The organism is Vibrio sp. St2 (assembly GCF_947311885.1).
GTDB classification, from domain to species: domain Bacteria; phylum Pseudomonadota; class Gammaproteobacteria; order Enterobacterales; family Vibrionaceae; genus Vibrio; species Vibrio coralliilyticus.
Genome location: NZ_CAMZNA010000003.1, coordinates 137,845 through 159,063 on the forward strand (window position 1 = coordinate 137,845; position 21,219 = coordinate 159,063).

The window sequence follows — 21,219 nt, forward strand, 5'->3', positions numbered from 1 at the left end:
TGAAAATGAGCAATCGGATTAAAGCATCGGCAAATTCAGCACTAGGTGTAATGGGATTCAGCCAGCTTCTTAACACCGAAAGCGGTGTTGAGCGTCAACAGAGCGAGCGGCTGAGATCGAAAAGAATCGTCAACTCAAAGCAATTTAACAATGGCAAAGTAGTGGCTAGGATGCCCAGCGTACCAAGCCCTGAGAGTATGTCTGCAGTGATGTGGAAATTCTTTTTCCAACGAGCTTCCCTCAAGCCTCAAACCATGTTGCCCCATGTTCCCGTCAATATGGTCAAACTGGCGCAACGCAGTGATGATATGCGTGTTACTTGGTTAGGACACTCAAGTCTATTTATCGATATAGACCGAATTCGAATCCTTATTGACCCTGTGTTTGAACATGCATCACCTTGGGTGGCGAAGAAGCTTTTTTCTCGTAATGTAAAAGCGCCGGTGAAACGTGATGAATTACCTCTACCAGACGCTATTGTGATTTCGCATGATCACTATGACCATTTAGAAGAGTCGACGATTCGTTACTACGCCGATAAAGATGTCGTCTTCATGGTGCCGTTGGCGGTAGGGCGCCATTTAGAAAAGTGGGGCGTAAGTCCTGCTAAGATCCAAGAATTAGATTGGTGGGAGTCGACCACTATCAATGGCGTTAAGCTGACTGCAGCCCCAGCAAACCATAATTCTGGCCGTACTGGTTTTGATTCCAATAGCACGCTTTGGGCTTCTTGGGCCATCCATGGCAAATCTGGCTCATTGTTTTACAGCGGTGATTCAGCGTACGACACACATTTTAAAGAGATCGGAAAAAAACTCGGACCGTTTGATATGGCATTCATTGAAGTGGCCGCCAATGTGAAAGAGGGTAAAGGCTTCCCTGTCGAAAACTGGGGGCATATGCAAGCGCGACATACGATGCAGGCATTTATGGATCTGGGCGCAGAGCAATTGTTCCCAGTTCATTGGTCCACTTTCGAGCTGTTTGCTCACAAGTGGGATGAGCCCATGACCGATCTCATCGAAGAAGCCAAAGTTACGGGCGCGAGATTAGTGACACCTATGGTTGGAGAAACTCTTGAGCTCAATGATGAGATAAACACGTCATTCTGGTGGAAAAACCAGAATGAAAAGTGGGTAAAAGGCGATTTAAGCTTTCAGAATTAAATACTATAACTCCATAGAAAATAAACGATATTTTGACTAGGCTTGCGTATTGCGAGCCTTTTTATTGGAATTATAAATAACGCTATCTTTTACATCGAAAACTCATATACTCTAAGTTAACACTTATGCAACAAGCTGGTTAATGAAGGAGTAAGCCAATGGATAAAGAACAAAGTCTTTTTCAATGGGAAAGGGTGAAACGTTTTAACTTTTCCGTTTGGACAGTTCTAATTGGCGTACTCATTGCTAGGACCAGTTATTTCATGGCCTGGCCGTTTTTGATTGTCTTCCTCTATCAGGATTATGGCACCTCTGCTATCGAGGTCGGTTCGATGCTTGCTGCGTCTGCCTTGATAGGTTCATTCGCTGGGCTCTATTCGGGTTATCTATCTGACAAGTTCGGCAGAAAGTGGCTGATGTCGGCCGGCTGTATCATCGCTTTTTTTGCGTATAACGGCATCGCTTTGGCGAGTGAAGTTTGGCATTTCTACATTCTCATTCTCTTTACTGGCTTGATGCATCCTCTCATTGATGGGCCAGCTAAGGCGGTGTTAGGAGACTCGCTTGATGATCTGAAAGACCGAGAGCTGGCACTTAACACACGTTACTTTTTGCTTAATATTGGTGGGGCAATAGGGCCTCTTATTGGGGTAACGCTGGCGTTATCGGATCCTCAAAGCCTGTTTATGGTGACTGGGTTTACTCACTTAGCGTATTGCTTTTGGATTCTTTTTGGGATTGAGCGTAAAGGCAAGTTTAAGCAACCTGATCGTTCACAATTACCCAATTTCCGCCAGACGTTGAAAGTCATCAGTAAAGACCGAATCTTCGTCTTGTTGATGTTGGCTAACCTGATGTTGATGTTCGTTTATGCGCAGCTCGAATCATCAGTTCCTCAGGTTATTGTGCGAAGTGGCATTGAAGAGTCTGCCACATTGATTGCGATGTTGCTGTTTATCAACACAGCGACCATTGTTCTATTCCAGTTCCCATTACTTAAACTGATGGAAAAGCTTCCGCTTTTTACCCGCACTCGCATAGGGATGATCCTGATTGCTATTGGGCAACTGGCATTCATTCTTTCACCAAAAGATGCCGCGATAGGCTGGGCGATAGCCAGCTTTATTATCAGCCTCGGAGAGGTGGTGACTTTCCCTACCATTAACGTTCAAATTGACCGACTCGCGCCTGCCCATTTGAGGGGCTCTTACTTCGGTGCGACGGCGCTCTATACGTTGGGCTTTGCAATTGGTCCATTGCTTGGGGGAATGATGATTGAGTGGTTAGGCGCTAACTGGTTATTTGGTTTCTGCTTTATCGTCTGTCTATCAATGATCTGGCTCTATTGGTATGCCGAACACGCCGAAGACCCAGTGGAAAGAGAACCTGTGACTCAAACATAAACAGAAGCCCTCGAATGAGGGCTTTATTATTAGAGTTCGTTTTGCGTCTGTTCGTCTGAAAATTGCGGCTCAAATTTCAAGGTTTGAGTCGGGTAAGCGATATCAGCGTCATGCTTGTGAATGATAGACATGATTTTTAACAGAACATCTTCTTTGACTTCATGGTAGCGAATCCAGTTAACGGTTTTGGTAAAGGTATAAACCATCATTTGCAGAGATGACGGACCAAAAGCGTTGAAGTTGACGATGAGAGTTTGCTTGGTATCAATATCAGGGTGGTTTTTCAACATTGTCTTAATGTCTTTTACGATTTGAGCAACCTTCTCTCCATCATCGTAGCGAACACCAATCGTCTCTTTGATTCTTCGGTTGAGCATTCGTGATGGGTTTTCCACCACTATGTTGCTGAATACTGAGTTAGGAACATAAAGAGGTCGTTTGTCGAAAGTGCGGATAATCGTCATTCGCCACCCGATGCGCTCTACGGTGCCTTCGATCTGGCGGTCCGGAGAGCGGATCCAGTCTCCGACTTTAAACGGACGATCGAAATAAATCATCATACCGCCAAAGAAGTTAGAGAGGAGGTCTTTAGCTGCTAAACCCACAACCAAGCCACCGACACCACCAAAGGTCAGTAAGCCAGACAAGCTTAGGCCAAATGCCTGCATGATGGTCAGCATACCAATAGTAATGAAGAACAACCTCGACACCTTGGCTATCGCTTGGACTGTCGTCTCGTCCCTAGACTTCTGTTTTAAAACATACTCTTCGACATTGTTTATCAACCGCATGGTGATCCAGATAAAGATAGCGATCACCAGTAGAAGTTTTAAAGTACTTAGCCAGTTCAGCTTAGACCCCATGTAGTCTTGCAGAATGAACCCAAGTGAAATTGTCGCGGGCCAACACCAAATCAGTGTGCTGAAGGGCGTTTTGAGTGCGTGTAGAGTAAGGTCATCCCAGTGGAATTGGGTCTTGCCGACAAGAATCTCTAGCCGACCGTAGATGATGCGCCATGCGATCCAAGTAAAGAAACTTGCGGCAGTGATGAACAGAACGTTGGTATCCCAGCTTTGCAGCATAGTCACAAGGTTCTGAGGCAATAAAGCAACTAACTCATTCATTTAAGGGGTCTTATTGTTGAAGTTATGAGGACAAGTATAAGGGGTTGTCAGTAGGCACACTACCGACATTTTTCCAACAGGTCTTATTCGCCTTCATTTCTGATGACGGTAAATCAGTAAACTGAGCAACGCTCTGTTTATTTCTTACTGCTGAAGTGTTCAGATAAAGCAGCACGGCGATTTTTAGCCGAGCCACCACCACCCATATCTACGGTATCTTCATAACCGGCTTTGATAAACCGTTGAGTCGGGCTGTTGGGTTCTAAACGACGGAGCTGAGGGGATTTGAATGTGCCCGCAATTTGATAAATTGAAATACCGCCACCCGTTGTGACCGTCACTATTTTTCCATCAAAGCCGAAATTAGTGGTGATTAATCGGTCGTTGCGGTAAACGCCCCTCTCATTGAAGGTCAGAATCTCAGTATTATATTCAGGTGTACCAATTTCGATCCAACGACCGTAGACATGCTTGGGGTGTGTGTAATCTTTGTAGCTGACAAAAAGCAGGACCGCAAAAGCTACCGCCAATGTTACGAATAGCGTAGCAAAAGATAATTTTATAAAAGCTTCTTTTTCCATGTAAGAGCGCTTTTTCAATCTGGGTGCATTGGTCGTTTTATTTAACGCCACATTAAACTGCTCTGATCAGCGAAACTAACTCGAAAGTTTACCTTTAATTCAATCGCCGTGGTGCAAGAGTTTTCTTATTGACATTGATTATCAATGATAAGTTTGATCTTCAGTCCAAAAATTGCACATTTTATTTTAGTCAATATAAGGTGCCACCAACGCCTTAACATTGACTTTTGCTTTCAATCTTGCTGCTAATAAGTATAGCCCTCCTATCTTACGATGGAGAAATAGTGCATCTGCTGGAGGTGTGTGCCAGTAGTTTTTTTCCATACTTAGTACTGTCCCTGCTTCTCTCAATCTCACGGACAAATCACTGGCGCCAAAATCGTACTCCCCATCATAAAGCATGGGCTCGCAGGCCTGTTCGACCAAATTTAAAATGGCTGCTTTCTGTTGGCTTTCAATATCTTGACTAAAGAAACCTATCTGAGAGAGTGCGCTATCTAATGCATGACTATCATTTTTAGTCACCGCTTTAAACGCTCGTTGATAACCTTGACTGATTTTGTCGCTGTATGTTCTGGTCGCCCCGAAATCCAACAGAACGATTTTCTTACTCTCATGATTAAACAGATAGTTGGCAAAGTTGGGGTCTGTTTGCACAAGTTGATACTCAAACAGCTCTCTAAAAAGAAGAGATAGCAATGCGGTCATCACTTTATCACGAGTGATTTGGTCGCAATTACTAATTGTTTCAATAGGTTGCCCTTCGAGATAAGACATAGTTAGCACAGTTTCAGAGCTCACCGTAGGGTAAACTCTTGGAACTTCAAATTGAGTATCATTAATCAAATGCTTTCGATACGTTTCTAGATACTCGGCTTCTTTTTTATAGTTGGCTTCGTCATGAAGTTGTTCTTTCGCTTGTTGAAGAAGGCTATTGATGTCGACATTTTTGGGAATTAAGCCTACCAGGTTAAGAAGTGTCGCCACATTGTCCACATCACTGTCGATGCTTTTTTTGATACCTGGATATTGAACTTTGACTGCTATGGGATCACCAGCATCAGTATGAGCAAAGTGCACTTGTCCGATTGAAGCGCTGGCTATTGGCTTAAAGTTAAACGACAGGAATTGAGACTTCCAATCGTCTCCTAAGCCGCTCGACATGACTTGTGTGAGCTGCTTGGCCAACATGGGGTTGGCGTCAGAGCGTAAACGAGCCAGAATATCGGCGAGTTCAGGAGAGAGAAGATCACCTGCATCCATAGAGAGCATTTGGCCTATTTTCATTGCTGCACCGCGTAGGTGTGCTAATTGATCTGCCAGGCGTTTGATATTGGTAGGAGTAAGCAATAACTCTTGTTTACTAGGTTTATTACCTTTCATCCATTGCTTTGTTCCTTCCGCAACGACATTAGAGCCTATTTTGGTCGCCAATGATGCCATCTGACCAAAACGAGATAATCTATTGGTTGGGATCTTGGATTCTTCCTTAGACATCGAACATTCTCCTATCTTTTGGGTGTTTATACGGCAACCCACTGTTTTTATATCACTTTGTAAATGCACCGCCTAGCGTGCGGTTGAAATACTTACTTGCTAGGTGTCAATGATTCCGATAAAAACTAGCCCTTAAGCTTAGTTTCTATCGAATAATTTCAAAGAGGATACATGATCAAAGCAAATCATTATTTTGAAGGGAACGTACAGTCTTTAGCATATGAGCAAGACGGAGCACAATCTAGTGTAGGGGTAATGGCTCCAGGTGAATATACATTTGGCACGGCTGCGCCAGAGCGTATGACGGTTGTGCAGGGCAGCTTAACCGTTAAACGTGTTGGCGATGAGGATTGGGTAACATACACCAAAGGCGAGTCATTTAACGTAGCAGGCGACTCGTCATTCGATCTTAAAGTCACTGCAGCAACTGCTTATCTGTGCGAGTACCTTTAAAGTAAAACCAACAATCTCGTCGCGTATGTCTGTATGGCGGGCGGCGAGTAATAACATCCAAAACAAAACGCAATTCGATTTTAAAAACGCAAATCTCATCTTTAGAGGACGTATATTTCCTCTCTTCATCACATTCCCGCCCAAAAAATCATTTCCACATGCTTTCAAATCTTGGCAAAGACTTTGCTTGAATAGACTAATGAAAGGGTTTGAGAACAAGGCTATATGATTAATTAGCTGCTTTATTGTTCGGAAATTCCGAATTATGGTTAAGTAATAAACAAATTTGTCAATTACACCGTTGACTATACTTAGTTTGTGACGGAACCGATTCGAGAGGAGGTTGATGATGGCTGTAGTACCAAAACACAAAGACCCGCATGCTCGTTACGATCCCAATCAAGAGCTTACTGCAGATCAGTTGCACCGGTTTGGTAAAGTGGCGAATAAAGCGCAAGCTCGACGTGATCAAATTGCACAGCGTAGCTCTTTGTCGACAGCTGCAAGGGCAGCGAGAGAGGCTGCGATGAAACCCATTGTTGTGCCAAAGAAGGACAAACCAAATTCTGCTCGTTACGCTGCCTGGATGCTAGTCGTGATGGCTATCTGTCTATGGCTCATGTTCATGAGCCGTTAAACTTATTTATTGGGGTTACCTTCTCTGCATCAGTGCTCTTGATTGTGTTGGCTGCTCCAGCATGGTCACGTTGGTAATATCGATACTGGTTTTTTCCGTTATGTTTTGCAGCGTACATTGCTTTGTCTGCACAGCGAGTGAGCTCTGGCAGTGAATCTCCATCGGTCGGAAAGATTGCGACACCAGCGCTTACGGTGAGTTTATTAATCCTCTCTGTGCTTTGGTAGCTGTCTTCAAACAAATGACAGATGCGCTCCAGTATATTGTTAAGGTCTTTTATGCTTCGTACATCGTAAAGAAGTAAGACAAACTCATCACCAGCATAACGTGCGATTGAATAGTCGTGTTTCTGTGTCTTCCTGTCTTTAGAGCGAATATTGTTCTTTAGGCGTTTTGAGAAATGTTGTAAAACTCGATCCCCTACATCATGGCCATAGGTATCATTGATGGCCTTAAAGTTATCAATATCGAGAAACACCATTGCGGTGACCGTCTTATTGGCACGTACTTCTTCTAATTTCTCCATTGCCCAGCTCTCAAAGCTCCAACGATTCGCAAGTCCAGTGAGTTGATCGCGATAAGCGAGGTCTTCAATCCCCTCTTTATAGAGCGATTGAATATAGTTGACGACTTTGGAGTAGAAGTAAGATGAGGTATTACACAGTAAGCATAGGGCAAATAAACTGATCAGAAATCTATCTACAGAGAGCTGGAGTGGCACAGAAACTAAATCCGTAAATAGACAGGTGATCATCGTCAAAACATAGAAGCTACTACTGAACAGCAATCCATAGCGGAATTCACAGACAAAAATAACAGCCGCCATAATAGGGTAGAGCCAAAGAAGGCGATCGGAGATATGTTCGCCGAATAGTAGCAACATCATTCCTTGAAAGAGCAAAACACATGAAAGCACCAAGTCTGAAAAGTTGGCTGACTGATTAAGTCTGAGGTACCAAAGATTGGCAGAGAGCACTGCCACGCACAGCATATTGAGTGTGCCAAACAGGTAGTTTTGATTGGCAATATGGATAGAGCCGTAATAGGTTAAAATGACGAGCGCAATGACAGAACAGAGGAGCACGACTTTGCACTTGCGAGCAGAGCGCATATCCGCCATTTCTTCTAAATGTTGTCCTACAAAACTCGCCATTTGATTCCTTGCCCGTAAATTCACAATCCGGCAATTAAAGTCTAGAAGAAAAAAAGGAGTCTGAATGAAGGTATTAGAAAAGGAAATTGAATGAGATCAATTAATTATATGAGTCGTATTGCTTATAAGTTGGGGCTAAATCTAAGGCACTAAATTTTGGCGCATAGGTAACTCATTGTATTTGATGGTCAAATATAATAATCGATAATAAATTGGCGTTTTTAACTCTATGATTAGTTTAGAGAAAATGGAGTCCTAGTGTCATTCTATATAATAAAAAAATCTATAAATGGTAGCTAAGTACTGAATTCACTACGAAGCCAATTGCGAAGTATTAGAACGTGTTCATTTTTAAGCTTCTCGGGCTGGCAGGCGAAGTAAAAATCCTGATGAGGGTTGAGGACTGGCTGGCCAACTTCGACGAGAGAGCCATGACTGACATCGTCTCGGATGAACTGTCGATGTGTCACAAAGACACCCAGTTTACGAATGGTCGCTTGAACCGCTTGAATTGAGGCTGAAAAGCTCAAATTATTGGCAAAAGGTGGCATAGAGAGTTGATGGTTTTCACACCATACCTGCCAGTCATATTTTCGTCTGTCGTTAGCAGCAACGATAGCGGGATACTGAGCCAATAAAGATGCTGGTGTGGTCTCGTCATTGACTAGCTCAGGGCTAGCGGCCATCACCAATTCATCCCTAGCTAGTAACTCGCAGTAGTAATCAGGCCAATCGTCAGTCTTTCCATGAATGATTGCGACATCAATGCCCTCGTTTTCCATCACAAAGCTACCGATTAGGTTTGAAATGCGTATATCCAGTTGCGGTGCATACTGATTAAATCGATTGACGCGGGGAATCCACCAGTGCATTGCCAGAGAGTGGACCATATTGAGTGTCAGTCTCTGACTCTGTTGTTCGTCAATCAGATTTTGAGTGGCCGCTACAATCTGTTCTATTGCTGGGGCTACTTGTTTGTAGTACCTGCGGCCAGCTGCATTGAGAACCACTTTTCGCCCCGCTCGAATAAACAACGCCTGACCGATTTGCGTTTCGAGTGACTTGATAGCTTGGCTAACAGCAGAGTGACTGACGCTCAATTCATTGGCTGCCTCCGTCATACTGCCTGTTTCTGCCACAGCAATGAAGGAGTAAATAGACTTAAGAGGTGCTAGTTTTTTCATCTGTAAGTTTTTCTTACTTAACCTGTAAATATTACTCGTTTTTTATTTCTGCTTCAGACTTCTAAACTTAGCAGCAAATAGGGAGGAGTTATGCCAAATCAGTTGTACCCAGTTTTATTCATGTTGTCTTCAACATTCAGTTTGTCACTAACCGGACTGTTTTCCAAATTTTTAAGCGAGCATTTTGATGCTAACCTGCTAAGCTTTCTTCGTTTTATCTTGCCTGCGATGGTGCTCCTTTTGATGTTTATTGGCAAAGAAGTAAGATGGCCAGACCGCAATGAACAGGTCCCTCTTTGGGTGAGAGCGCTTTGCATTGGTGCATGTCAGGTGTGCTTTATCTATGCACTGCAGCACCTGACTCTCGTTGAGAGTGTTGTATTATTTGGTACCGGACCATTATTTATTCCAGTGTTAGAAAAGCTTATATTTTCTGTTCACTTGAGTGTCGTTAACATTGTGGGGCTTGTGACTACGTTTACTGGGGTTGTTTTATTAGCGGGTGATGTCAGTGGCTTCAATTTCAGACCAGAACTCCTGATTGGCCTCGGAGCTGGGGTGTTTAATGCAGGTTCGCAGTTGAGCCTATACCGCATCAGCAAGAGTAGACTGAATGCGTTTGAAATCAACTTGTGGACTTTCCTCTATGCTGCTGTGGTGATTACTCCGCTTCTAGCGCTGAGTTTAGCCAATAATCACGCCATGTATCAGCCTGCTGGAACTAATCCTTGGCTTATTATAGCGGTGCTTGGTGTTCTGGCGTTTCTGATCATCAATACTCAAGTATTTCGCTCAAAAGCCTACAAACTAGCAGAGTCCGGATCTCAGCTCGCACCGCTCATTTTTACCAACTTATTGTTTACCGCGCTATGGCAGGTACTGTTCTACAAAGAAAGTTACAGTGTGTACCAAGTATTAGGCCTTTCGCTCATTATCATTGCTAACGTAGCCTGCGTACTGTTACCTAAGTGGCTGAAGAAAAGTAACTTAAAAGTAGCGTAAGAAATTAAAAAATGGTTCTGAAGGTGAGGTTGATACGTTCACCTATTGATTGGTTAGTTTTGGGTAAGCTGTGCTTCCAGTGGTGTTGCATTTCGCCGGCCATGATGAGCAAGCTACCATGGCTAAGCTCAATATCATGGTTTTGTCCTGTATGCAGGTGTTTGAGAGTAAATCGTCGTGTAGCTCCAAGGCTGAGAGAAGCGATAGTAGGGTTTTGTCCTAACTCAGGCTCATTGTCTTGATGAGCCCCCATCGAATCCTGACCATCTCGATACAAGTTAAGTAATACTGAATTGAATGTTTGGTTGGCGACGCCTTCGCATCGAGACTTCACGGATTGTAATCTTTCCGTCAATGGCATAGCAGGCATAGTTAAGCCAGAGTAGGAATAGGATTTATCTCCGTACCAAGCTTGCAAACGCGGTTGTAGCACGCTACGTCCAAAAAGCTGTATTCGCTCTTGTGTCCAAGGTGTTTCTAATTTGAGCGAAGCCATCAGTTCGTCGGCTTCATTGGATGGAATAAAGTTGTCTAACCACAATAATCGACCATTCGGTAAGTCGATCCATCTTTGTTCATAGGGTAAGGCTTCAAACAAATCCAAAATTCACTCTCTTATCAATAATTTTATCTTTAACCGATGAAAACTCACTCAAGTTAATGTAGTTTTTATATAAGTGCTAAAACAATAGCCATAATAATAATTATATACCTCTAACTGGTTAGGAATAGAGGCATTACTACTCATCGGTCTAACAAACATGATCTTTTCGATGAGCTTTTGTGGGGGTGGAATGAAGTATCGCTTTGGCAATCGATGGTCAGTGTTCTTGCTGGCTTTTACACTGTTTTCTTTGGCAGTTGGACTTATCGAGTCTATCGATCGCAGTCAAAAGAGTTTTTTGAGAGATAGCTTGTTAGACCGCGCTAAAGAAGAGTTGTCTATTGTTCGTTCAGAGCTAGAGTCGGCTATCGTATACGACATATTCGCCGTTAACGATATATCGGCGTTAGTCGCTTCTAACCCCAGTTTCGAATATTCAGGTTGGGATTTACTCGCTTCCAGCATTATGCGCAAAGCAAGCCACGTTACTATCATCGGCTTGGCGCCTGATGATGTCATCAAATACATCTACCCGTTGGAAGGCAATGAGAAAGCACTTGGACTTGATTATCGAACAGTTCCAAGTCAGTGGCGAACGATAAAGAAAGCCCGCGAGGTTCAGGAGATCTTTATCGCTGGTCCTGTTAATTTGGTTCAGGGGGGAAGGGCGCTTGTTGCTCGCATACCTATATTTACCGATCCGCTATACAACCGTGATTACTGGGGAGTATGTAGTGTTGTAATCTCATTGGAAACCTTGTTTATTGATGCTGGTGCTGAAGAGTTTTCTTTTAAATACAATTTAGCAATGCGTGGAATAAACAGCTCGGGATTGGATGGAGAAGTTTTTTACGGCTCGCAGAGCACTTTTGATAACGCATTTGCCACCGAAACGGTCCACTTTCCATACGGCAGTTGGATAATAGCTGCTTCCACTAAGGATGATTTGCTTCGACACAGTGAGTGGTACCGAGTCCATGCAGTTCGTTTGCTAGGGTATCCAATGGTGCTGGTTCTGCTGATTGCCTTTGTCACCATTTTTCGCCTATATCAAGCTGCAGATCGACGCTCCCTTCACGATGAGCTAACGTCGTTACCTAACCGTCGTTATTTTATGTATACCCTTCAAGGGCATTTTGACGCAGTCTCTCATTCTGGAAAAGGTGAGGTATTTGCAATCCTCAATGTTGATCTTGATAAATTTAAGCAAATCAATGATACCTATGGCCACGCAGCGGGGGACAAGGTATTGATTGCGGTAGCAGAGAGAATTAAAAGCGTACTCAGGGCTTCAGATGTGGTGGCTCGCATTGGTGGAGACGAGTTCTTAATTATGCTGCCAAGGATATCTTCTATTGAAGATGTTGATGTTCTAAACATTGAGCTACAGAAAGCCATTTGCCATACGCCGGTTATTTTTGAGCAGCATCTCATCAATATTCATGTAAGTGTTGGTTTTGCTTTGTATAGCGCAGACTTTAAAGATGTTGATGACATGCTTAAGCTCGCCGATGTCCGAATGTATGAAGAGAAACGTCGACAGGCTCAGCGTAGCGGATTGTAGTCACGAATCTCTGATTGCGTGTCGGCACTTACTCTAATTTCATGCTATAGACAATACTATAAGATGATGATTTAGAGGGATAAGAATGCGAGATCTGACCCAGTGGCTAAGCGATTATGGTGAGAGTCATCAAAATCCAGTTAACCAGAAAATCCACAAAGTCGCAGTGCCGGGGATTTTCTTATCCATTGTCGGCTTAATCTGGTCAATTCCATCGATTTCGTTTTTCGGTTTTACCCTAAACTGGGTTTGGGTTGCGATGCTACCGGTCATGATTTTCTACTTTAAACTGTCGCTGAGCGTGTTTCTAATGATGCTTGGTTTTACATTGGCGTGTATTTCTTTGATCTGGTCTTTGGAAATTCTTCAGGCGCCCGTGCTCCTCGTTTCGCTGATCTTATTTGCCGTATTGTGGATGTTGCAGTTTATTGGGCATAAAATTGAGGGTAAGAAGCCTTCATTCTTTGAAGATCTTCTTTTTCTTCTTATCGGTCCTGTCTGGGTATTTCGCCAGAAATAGCACACCCTTCTTCAATAAAACGTTTGTCTCTAACAGTTTCTCAGCTGTTGGAGCGTCGCATGTGTTTTAGATCACACTTCTTCTGCTCTTAAGCTAACTTGCTATTAACAAAATTGAAACTTGTGACTTTTGTCATGGAAAACGTTTTCCTGTTACCGGTAACATTTATATCAAAGTTACCGGTAACATAAAATAACAATCCGGTCTCATCCCGGGCAGCTAGACTAGGCTGCATTGGAGTACATGAAACAATCTAAGGACACACCTACTATGAAAGCGATGACAAAACCTTTGCTTGCTGCCACTTTGACAGGACTTTTTGCGACTTCGGCCTTGGCCGCTGACTTCAAACTGAAGATTCAGTCTTCTGACCCATCTGGTGATTTGAACTTTAAAGTTCAACAAAAATGGGCAGAGCGCGTAGAGAAAATGTCGAATGGCCGAATTGACATCGATCTTCTACCAGTAGGGGCAGTGGTGAAACACACTGAAACTTTAGGCGCGATCAAAATGGGTATTCTAGATGGGCAAGTGACAGCAACGGGTTACTTCTCGGGTAAGGATCCTGCTTTTGGCCTAATTGGCAACATGGTCGGTGCATGGTCAGATACGACCCAGCTTCTGCAGTACATGAACTACGGTGGTGGTAATGAACTGATGACTGAGCTTTACGCACCATATGGTGTGAAGTTTGTTGGTGCTTCAACAACGGGCGTTGAATCCTTCATCTCGAAAAAGCCGCTCAACGGTGTCGATGACTTGAAAGGTTTGAAATTACGTGCGCCAGAAGGTTTGGTTCAGCAAGTGTTCGCCGCTGCCGGTGCAACGCCTGTAAACCTACCTGGCTCTGAAGTCTTCACTGGTTTGAGTAAAGGTGTTATTGATGCAGCGGACTATACGGTATTTTCAACCAACCAAAAAGCGGGCATGAATGATATTGCTACGCACCCAGTTCAACCGGGTTTCCACTCATTACCACTGATCGATATTTCTGTATCTCAGAAGAAATGGGACAAGATGCCTGAAGACTTACAAACTATTCTTCAAACTTCAGTCCGTGATTTTTCTTACGACATGACAACTCAATTGAAAATGGCGGATCAGGCTGCAGTGAAAGAAGCGCAAGCGAACCCATCCATCACTATCCATAATTGGTCTGACGAAGAGCGTAAGAAATTCCGTGAAATTGCTAAGTCTCAATGGAAAGTGTTTGCTGAGCGTTCACCAAATGCGAAAAAAGTGTATGACTCAGTGACTGGTTTCCTAGAAGAAAACGGCCTTCTTTAAGCTGAACATGTGTTCTAGCTTCTCTCAGGAGGGTTTAGCCCTCCTTCTTTTTGGAATTGATTGGTATGAATGACAACGTCCCACATCCACCTCAACAGCAGGATGAGCAACCGAGAAACATTCTCGACAGAGCCATTATAAAAATCAGTAATTTGCTCAGCTGGTTATTCATCTTCACTGTATTTATTTCGTTTTATGAAGTTTTGATGCGTTATGCCTTTAACGCGCCAACAACTTGGGTTCACGAAACGGCGTCCTTCATTGGTGGTTCACTGTTTATTGTTGGAGGTATCTATGCCTTTGCTGCTAATAAGCATGTGCGAGTGGTATTAATTTACGATTCTGTGTCCGAACAGACACGTAAATACCTCAATATTGTTCACCATCTCGTGGGGCTGGCATTTGCTGGCATGCTGGCTTACGCGTCTTTTGCGATGGCGAAAGAGTCTTGGTATGCCCCGTGGGGTGAGCTTCGCCTTGAAACATCGGGTTCTGTACTGAATGCACCTTACCCAGCTTTACTCAAGGGCCTGATTTTTGTCGTCCTTTGTATTCTTGTTATCCAGTTTGTCTTACACCTCATTCAGGAAGTTATGGGGCTAAGGAAGAATAACGATGTTTGATTTATCTTCTATTGGCATCGCATGGGGTAGTGTACTCATGCTGGTGATGATGATTGCCTTGCTGCTCACAGGTATGCAGTTGGCCTTTGTCACAGGCTTTGTCGCCATTTTCTTCACTCTTTGCTGGTTTGGACCAGATGCACTGCCTTTGATCGCGAGCCGGACTTACAGTTTTGCTTCAGGTTATGTGTTCCTTGCTGTGCCTATGTTTGTTCTCATGGCTGCGCTGCTTGATCGATCAGGCATTGCCAGAGACTTGTTTGACGCGATGAAATCTGTCGGCCGTAAAGTACGCGGTGGTGTGGCTGTGCAAACCTTGCTGGTGGCGGTTCTTCTAGCCTCAATGTCAGGCGTGATTGGTGGAGAAACGGTCCTGCTTGGTATTCTTGCTTTACCGCAGATGCTACGTCTTGGTTATGATCGAAAATTAGCGATTGGTACCACATGTGCAGGCGGCGCACTGGGCACTATGCTTCCACCAAGTATTGTTCTGATTATCTATGGTATGACGGCGAGTGTATCAATCGGTGATTTGTTCAAGGCTTCTTTCTTACCAGCATTCATTCTTGCTGGTTGTTACATCGCTTACGTATTAGTTCGCTGTAAGCTCAATCCTTCATTAGCCCCTATTCCAAGTGATGGTGATGAAGAAGATGAAAGGCAAGTTAGCTACTTCAAGGCTTTGTTTTTCCCGCTGTTGTCTGTAGCGGTTGTCCTTGGGAGCATTTACACCGGTGTCGCCTCTGTAACCGAAGCTTCTGCACTGGGCGTTGTGGGTATTATGATTTCAGCAATCATTCGCGGTGAAATGAGTATCAACATGCTCAAAGAGAGTGCGATCGCGACCATGCGCACTTGCGGCATGATCATGTGGATTGGTATTGGTGCGAGCGCATTAGTTGGAATCTACAACTTAATGGGCGGTATCGACTTTGTTGAAGAAGTCATTCTTGGCCTAAGTGGCGGTAGCCCTCTCGCGACATTGTTGATCATGATGGTAGTTCTACTGGTTCTTGGTATGTTCCTTGACTGGGTTGGCGTTGCACTGCTGACTATGCCGATTTTTGTGCCGATTATTACCAGTTTAGGTTATGACCCAGTTTGGTTTGGTGTGGTGTTCTGTCTCAATATGCAGGTTTCATTCTTATCGCCTCCGTTTGGGCCGGCAGCATTCTATCTTAAGTCCGTTGCACCAAAAGACATCAGTTTAGGGGAAATCTTCAGCTCACTATTGCCATTTATTGGCCTGCAGATCTTCGTATTAAGCCTAGTGATTATGTTCCCAGATCTCGCGATGTGGTGGAAATAACCGCAAAGCATTTTGAATTAGTAAAGTATTGAAATTGGTATTCACAGCCTTCTGATAATTGGAAGGCTAAGGATAGTATTACCCAATGAAAGTGAAAAAAATATTAGTAATGGGCGTTTCAGGTTGTGGTAAGAGCCTGATTGGTAAAGAGATTGCCGATAGGTTGTCTCTGCCTTTTTATGATGGTGATGATTACCATCCAAAAGCCAATGTGGAGAAAATGGCGCAAGGAATTCCACTGGATGATTGCGACCGTCTAGGCTGGCTAGAAACGCTAAACCGAATTTACGTAGAGAATGATGCTGCGGTGATTGCCTGCTCTGCACTCAAACCAGCATACAGAGATATTCTTCGTCGTAACAATCAGCAACTGGCTATCGTCTATCTGAAAGGTGACTTCAATACTATATGGTCTCGACACAAGCAACGTGCTAACCATTATTTTAATGGCGAAGCGATGCTCAAAAGTCAGTTTGAAGCCTTAGTTGAACCAAGCGACGATGAAGCGTTGTTTATAGATATTACGTCGGATGTCGATACCGTAGTGGAATCAGCGCTTATAGCGCTGAAGGAGCGAGCGTTATGAGCCAGTCAAACATTGCGATGATTGGCCTTGGTGTGATGGGTAAAAGCCTTGCGTTGAATCTACTTGACCATGGCTTTAATGTCACTGGGTTTGATATTGATGAAGCTAACCGTCAACGGGCTGTATCCGAAGCGGATCTCGTTTCATGCATTGCCAGCACAGGTCAATTTGTTGCGGCGTCGAATCTCTCTGAGTTACTGAAGACTTTGGAAAAACCACGTGTGATTGCCTTGTCTGTTCCAGCCGGAGAGATTGTTGATAAGGTGATTGATGATTTACTCATCGCTGGTATCGATAGCGAAGATATTGTGATTGATACCGGTAACAGCCTTTGGACGGATTCTGAGCGCCGAGAGACTCACTACCAGGGCAAATTGCGTTTCTTTAGTACTGCGGTTTCTGGCGGTGAAGTCGGGGCTCGAACAGGACCGGCTCTTATGGCTAGTGGTGAGCCAGCAGCTTGGGAATATGTGCGTCCGATGTGGGAAGCGATTGCCGCCAAAGTGGATGAAAAAGGTCTGCCAGTCGGACAATTTGAACAAGGTGAATCATGTGCAGCATACCTAGGGCCTGCGGGAGCTGGGCACTACGTTAAAATGGTTCACAATGGTATTGAATACGCTGATATGCAGCTTATCTGTGAAGCGTTTCATTTCATGTCCGATGTTCTTGAGATGTCGGCTAGAGAAATCAGTGCAGTATTTTCAAGTTGGAACAAGGGTGTCCTCAATAGTTACTTGATGGAAATCAGCGCAGAGATATTGCAGACAGAAGATCCAGTAACAGGAAAACCGTTTGTTGATGTGGTTCTTGATAAAGCGGGCCAGAAGGGGACTGGTCTGTGGACGGCGGTGAACAGCCTACAAATGGGCGCTCCTGCACCGACCATTGCTCAAGCGGTATTTGCCCGAGCACAAAGTGCACAAAAGCAACTAAGAGTGAATGCGGCAGCAGTTCTGAAAACGCACACCAAACCTGCGGGTGGCTTCGACAAGCAAGCTATGCTCGATGAGCTACACGACGCATTATACTGCGCCAAACTCGTGGTATACGCTCAGGGTTTTGACCTGCTGAAGACAACTTCTGTTAAAGAAGGCTGGAATCTAGATTTTGGTGATATTGCTAAAATTTGGCGAGCAGGGTGTATCATCCGCGCCATCTTTTTACAGGACATCACCAAGGCCTACCAAGATGAACCTGAGTTGGAACACCTTCTATTCGCCGATGTTTTTATCGAGCAAATCGCGCTGAGATCATGTGGCTGGCGAAGCAGTGTGTCAAATGCGGCTATTCATGGCGTACCAGTGCCAGCTATCTCTTCTGCATTGAGCTATTTCGATTCGCTCCGTTGCGGTGTTTTACCAGCGAATTTGCTTCAGGCTCAGCGAGACTACTTTGGAGCGCATACCTATTCCAGAGTGGATAAACCAGAAGATGAAAAGTTTCATTTAACTTGGAGTGAGCCAAACAAAACGCAGCTCACGGTGTAAAAACAGAGCGTTCGCAGCAAAGCGAGCGCTTTTTTGTTATCTGAACCAATAAATTCGTTTTGTTTTATGAGTAAAATGTTACCAGTAACATTAAAAGCAGAAAGAAACATCATCAATGGCCAATAAGAAAAAACGCCCTACGTTGCAAGATATTGCAGATAAAGTTGGGGTGACAAAAATGACTGTCAGTCGTTGTCTACGCGACCCTTCGCTTGTCTCTCAAGCAATACAGGAAAAGGTTAATCAGGCGGTGGAAGAGCTGGGATACATTCCTAACCGTGCACCAGATATTCTGTCCAATGCGAAATCGAATGCTATCGGTGTGCTGGTTCCTTCCTTAACCAACCAGGTTTTTGCTGAAGTGATACGTGGTATTGAATCGGTGACCACACCAGCAGGTTACCAAACGATGATCGCACACTACGGTTACAGTGAAGAGCTTGAAGAGAAGAGTATTGCTTCTCTGCTGTCGTATAACGTTGATGCCATAATCCTCTCGGAGAATGTTCATACCGACAAGGCCCGCAAGATGCTGGAAACCGCTTCAATCCCTGTGGTGGAAATCATGGATTCCTTCTCGCCTCGCATTGAGCAGGCGGTTGGGTTTGATAACAGGCTTGCGGCTCGGGATATGACAAAAGCCATGTTAGCGCAAGGAAGAGAGAACATTGCGTACTTTGCTGCGCGGATGGACGAACGGACCCGATTAAAGATGGACGGTTATCAGTTGGCACTTCAAGAGCAGGGTAAAGCCCCAGTTACCCTCCAGACGGAGGAAGCTTCGTCTTTTACCTTGGGCGCTAAACTATTGGGTGAGCTTTTGCAAAAGCATCCAGAAGTAGACGGTATTTTCTGTACCAATGACGATTTGGCTATTGGTGCTTTGTTTGAATGTCAGAGGCGTGGAATAAAGATCCCAGAGCAAATGGCGATTGTTGGATTTCATGGTCATGACATCAGTCAGGCAATGACGCCAAAACTAGCGACAGTGATTACGCCACGTGAAGAGATCGGCCAAGTTGCAGCACAGCAATTAATTCAACGCCTTAAAGGTGTTGAAAGCTGGAAAGCGAGTATTGATTTGGGATATCAAATCGAATTAGGAGAAAGCCTGTAATTTGCAAAATGCATTTGTTTGACATTTGCATTTTGCAATCAAGTGCAATTTAGAAATGGATTATGCGTATGGTTTTCATGCATCTGATGCAGAAGTGAACAAAAACAATGGTTTTTATTGATAATTAAAGTTGGCACGCTTCATGCTTTAGTAGTAATGACCCTTATTAAGCCGAGGGTCACCTAGCCAACTGACGTTGTTAGTGAACCTTATTTTTGTTCACATTCATATATAGCCAATCACGATTATTGTGATTGGCTTTTTTTCTTTTTAGGCCCTTACAACTCACATCAGTACACTTTCCTGACATCCGTTATAGCAGCTTGGTTTTCGAGGGCACACAGCGCCTCTGGAACAGATTACCCTTGCGTCGGTCTGAATACCTCGCTCAATCCAGTTAATATTGAGAATCTTGGCAATCGTGGTGAACTCTCTTTGGATATGACGAGGAATTGAAGCACTGCCTCCGTTATCAACACACAATGACTTCAGCTCTTCGGCGATACTGCGTGAATCACCACCTTGAGCATCGATCGCTGGGTTCAAATCGATGCCCGCGCAGAGAACCCGATTGTTGCCCGCAGGGTCAGTCATGTTGACTGATTCACAGCAGTAGATTCTTGGCTCGTCACCAACATTGAGAATAGAGATTTGCGCTGAGCTGCCGTTTTGAGGCTCAGAAAGTCTTCTGAATACCGCCCAGTGCTGACAAGGGTCGTTAACCTTGCGCATGTTTCCCCAAGGAAGCGGGATGCCATTACCGCGATAAACCGCTTTCAGCTTGTTCTGGCCATAGGCATCAAAGTAATGCCAGTGTGGATAAGGTGACACCACCGTCATTCGGCGCATTGCTACAGAAGGGGAAACCCCTGCTTTGAGGTGAACATCAATCTCGTAACCGCTACGGTCGAGCAACTGGCGGAAAGGCACCTTTGGACATAACAGAGACCCAGCAAAAAAGCTCGATTCAAAATCTCGCCATGCTTGTAAAATATCCTGAGAGTTTAGATCTGAGGTTGGTGCGGCTTGGTTGTGTTCTTCCCAGCTATTGGCGTGGCCAACAGACAAGACGCTCTTTAATCCCTCTTTACTATGCAGAACACAATGGCCGATGTAGACCGCCAAATCGTACTTTAGGCGAGTCGGGTATTGTTTCAGAATCTCGTTTAAATAGATAAAACCAGGCGGTTCAAAGAAAGAGGTGACGACCTGCTTTGCGCTAACTCCAAGTTCATCGACAATATCTTGTGGTGGACGCGACACCCAGCGGATGGTTAGCCCCATACTACGAGCAATATCCATCAGATCTTCAGCAGACAAATTAAGGCGTTTTAATCCGACTTCTTCTGCAGCACGTTCCAGATCAGGAAAGTGGTTTTGGTTACTTTCCTGATGGGCACGGATCAATAAGTGAGCAAACTGGCGCCCGGTAATGCCGGTTTGAGAGAGCATTTCTGGAATAGCGATTTGTAAAATCTCATTAGAGAAGAGGAAGCTTGGCTCAAGTGCCATTCCACTAATGCCACCTCTATTCCCTTTATCTGGTGTGATGTCGGCCTGCTCGGGTTCATCATCCAGAAACCAAGTTGGATCTTTTTGGAAGACTTCGGCGATAACCTCCAGCATATCGATACTAGGAACACGCTTCCCACGCTCAATCATTGATAGATAAGAGACAGAAGGGGCGTATTCCGGGTTAACCCGTATACAGCGCGCCGACAGATCTTCCATGGTTAAATGGTTGCGTTTACGTAGGTTTCGAATCTTGGTCCCTAAAAAGTGGGACTGACGAATTAGACTTTTTGACAGCATCATTTTGTAAAATTCACATTGTAAAATTTTTGTTGTGAAATTGTAGTCAAAATTTCACTAGTATACAAAGTAAGCAAAGTCACAAATCTGCAATCAGTTAAACGCAA

Annotated in this window: 20 protein-coding genes; 13 read left to right on the forward strand and 7 right to left on the reverse strand. The window is 44.2% G+C overall.

From position 1 onward, the window contains the following. Positions 1–5 precede the first annotated feature (5 nt). Both QMA41_RS12355 and QMA41_RS12360 read left to right on the forward strand, forming a co-directional pair. A complete protein-coding gene (locus QMA41_RS12355) occupies positions 6–1,166 on the forward strand; it encodes an MBL fold metallo-hydrolase (protein WP_281629810.1) in 1,161 nt (386 codons plus the stop codon). A 158-nt stretch (positions 1,167–1,324) separates the two neighbouring features. Continuing rightward, positions 1,325–2,569 (forward strand): MFS transporter, encoded by a 1,245-nt coding sequence (locus QMA41_RS12360; protein ID WP_281629811.1) that lies wholly within the window; start codon positions 1,325–1,327, stop codon positions 2,567–2,569. 29 nt (positions 2,570–2,598) lie between these two features. Here QMA41_RS12360 and QMA41_RS12365 read toward each other — a convergent pair whose 3' ends face one another. The 3 genes from QMA41_RS12365 to QMA41_RS12375 form a co-directional block, all read right to left on the reverse strand. Beyond that, positions 2,599–3,693, reverse strand: a complete 1,095-nt coding sequence (locus QMA41_RS12365) for a mechanosensitive ion channel family protein (protein WP_281629812.1) — start codon at positions 3,691–3,693, stop codon at positions 2,599–2,601. A 137-nt stretch (positions 3,694–3,830) separates the two neighbouring features. Beyond that, entirely contained in the window at positions 3,831–4,274 is a 444-nt protein-coding gene (locus QMA41_RS12370) for a DUF2850 domain-containing protein (protein WP_019274227.1), read from the reverse strand. A 186-nt stretch (positions 4,275–4,460) separates the two neighbouring features. Then, positions 4,461–5,771: an AarF/ABC1/UbiB kinase family protein gene (locus QMA41_RS12375; protein WP_281629813.1), complete on the reverse strand. Its 1,311-nt coding sequence runs from the start codon at positions 5,769–5,771 to the stop codon at positions 4,461–4,463. Between the two features lie 171 nt (positions 5,772–5,942). On the opposite strand from QMA41_RS12375, the gene QMA41_RS12380 reads away from it, so the two are divergent. Then, positions 5,943–6,224 carry a pyrimidine/purine nucleoside phosphorylase gene (locus tag QMA41_RS12380; RefSeq protein ID WP_006960558.1) on the forward strand — a complete coding sequence of 94 codons (282 nt, stop codon included), beginning with the start codon at positions 5,943–5,945 and terminating at the stop codon, positions 6,222–6,224. 349 nt (positions 6,225–6,573) lie between these two features. Continuing rightward, positions 6,574–6,861, forward strand: coding sequence for a hypothetical protein (locus QMA41_RS12385; RefSeq protein WP_019274230.1), 288 nt, complete (start codon positions 6,574–6,576; stop codon positions 6,859–6,861). Here QMA41_RS12385 and QMA41_RS12390 read toward each other — a convergent pair. Then, a complete protein-coding gene (locus tag QMA41_RS12390) occupies positions 6,848–8,014 on the reverse strand; it encodes a GGDEF domain-containing protein (protein WP_043010659.1) in 1,167 nt (388 codons plus the stop codon). The genes QMA41_RS12385 and QMA41_RS12390 overlap by 14 nt on opposite strands. A gap of 296 nt (positions 8,015–8,310) precedes the next feature. After that, positions 8,311–9,198, reverse strand: a complete 888-nt coding sequence (locus QMA41_RS12395; protein ID WP_019274232.1) for a LysR substrate-binding domain-containing protein — start codon at positions 9,196–9,198, stop codon at positions 8,311–8,313. Positions 9,199–9,288: 90 nt separating this feature from the next. On the opposite strand from QMA41_RS12395, the gene QMA41_RS12400 reads away from it, so the two are divergent. Continuing rightward, positions 9,289–10,200: a DMT family transporter gene (locus QMA41_RS12400; protein WP_040121366.1), complete on the forward strand. Its 912-nt coding sequence runs from the start codon at positions 9,289–9,291 to the stop codon at positions 10,198–10,200. 4 nt (positions 10,201–10,204) lie between these two features. Here QMA41_RS12400 and QMA41_RS12405 read toward each other — a convergent pair whose 3' ends face one another. After that, positions 10,205–10,804 carry an alpha-ketoglutarate-dependent dioxygenase AlkB gene (locus tag QMA41_RS12405; protein ID WP_281629814.1) on the reverse strand — a complete coding sequence of 200 codons (600 nt, stop codon included), beginning with the start codon at positions 10,802–10,804 and terminating at the stop codon, positions 10,205–10,207. A gap of 190 nt (positions 10,805–10,994) precedes the next feature. On the opposite strand from QMA41_RS12405, the gene QMA41_RS12410 reads away from it, so the two are divergent. The 8 genes from QMA41_RS12410 (at position 10,995) to gntR (ending at position 19,300) form a co-directional block, all read left to right on the forward strand. Continuing rightward, entirely contained in the window at positions 10,995–12,368 is a 1,374-nt protein-coding gene (locus tag QMA41_RS12410; RefSeq protein ID WP_043011085.1) for a diguanylate cyclase, read from the forward strand. Between the two features lie 85 nt (positions 12,369–12,453). Continuing rightward, positions 12,454–12,888: an Mpo1-like protein gene (locus QMA41_RS12415; protein ID WP_006960565.1), complete on the forward strand. Its 435-nt coding sequence runs from the start codon at positions 12,454–12,456 to the stop codon at positions 12,886–12,888. Positions 12,889–13,158: 270 nt separating this feature from the next. Continuing rightward, positions 13,159–14,175, forward strand: a complete 1,017-nt coding sequence (locus tag QMA41_RS12420) for a TRAP transporter substrate-binding protein (protein ID WP_006960566.1) — start codon at positions 13,159–13,161, stop codon at positions 14,173–14,175. 65 nt (positions 14,176–14,240) lie between these two features. Next, positions 14,241–14,798 (forward strand): TRAP transporter small permease subunit, encoded by a 558-nt coding sequence (locus tag QMA41_RS12425; RefSeq protein ID WP_281629815.1) that lies wholly within the window; start codon positions 14,241–14,243, stop codon positions 14,796–14,798. Beyond that, positions 14,791–16,107, forward strand: a complete 1,317-nt coding sequence (locus QMA41_RS12430) for a TRAP transporter large permease subunit (RefSeq protein WP_006960568.1) — start codon at positions 14,791–14,793, stop codon at positions 16,105–16,107. Before QMA41_RS12425 ends, QMA41_RS12430 begins: the two co-directional genes overlap by 8 nt. An 85-nt stretch (positions 16,108–16,192) precedes the next feature. After that, a complete protein-coding gene (locus QMA41_RS12435) occupies positions 16,193–16,693 on the forward strand; it encodes a gluconokinase (protein WP_281629816.1) in 501 nt (166 codons plus the stop codon). Then, positions 16,690–18,183, forward strand: a complete 1,494-nt coding sequence (gene gndA / locus QMA41_RS12440) for an NADP-dependent phosphogluconate dehydrogenase (protein WP_281629817.1) — start codon at positions 16,690–16,692, stop codon at positions 18,181–18,183. Before QMA41_RS12435 ends, gndA begins: the two co-directional genes overlap by 4 nt. A gap of 115 nt (positions 18,184–18,298) precedes the next feature. Next, positions 18,299–19,300, forward strand: coding sequence for a gluconate operon transcriptional repressor GntR (gene gntR / locus QMA41_RS12445; protein ID WP_019274240.1), 1,002 nt, complete (start codon positions 18,299–18,301; stop codon positions 19,298–19,300). A 285-nt stretch (positions 19,301–19,585) separates the two neighbouring features. On the opposite strand, the gene QMA41_RS12450 is transcribed toward gntR, so the two are convergent. Then, the gene (locus QMA41_RS12450) at positions 19,586–21,115 is read right to left on the reverse strand and encodes a DUF3612 domain-containing protein (RefSeq protein WP_281629818.1); all 1,530 of its coding nucleotides are present in this window, start codon (positions 21,113–21,115) and stop codon (positions 19,586–19,588) included. Positions 21,116–21,219: the final 104 nt, after the last annotated feature.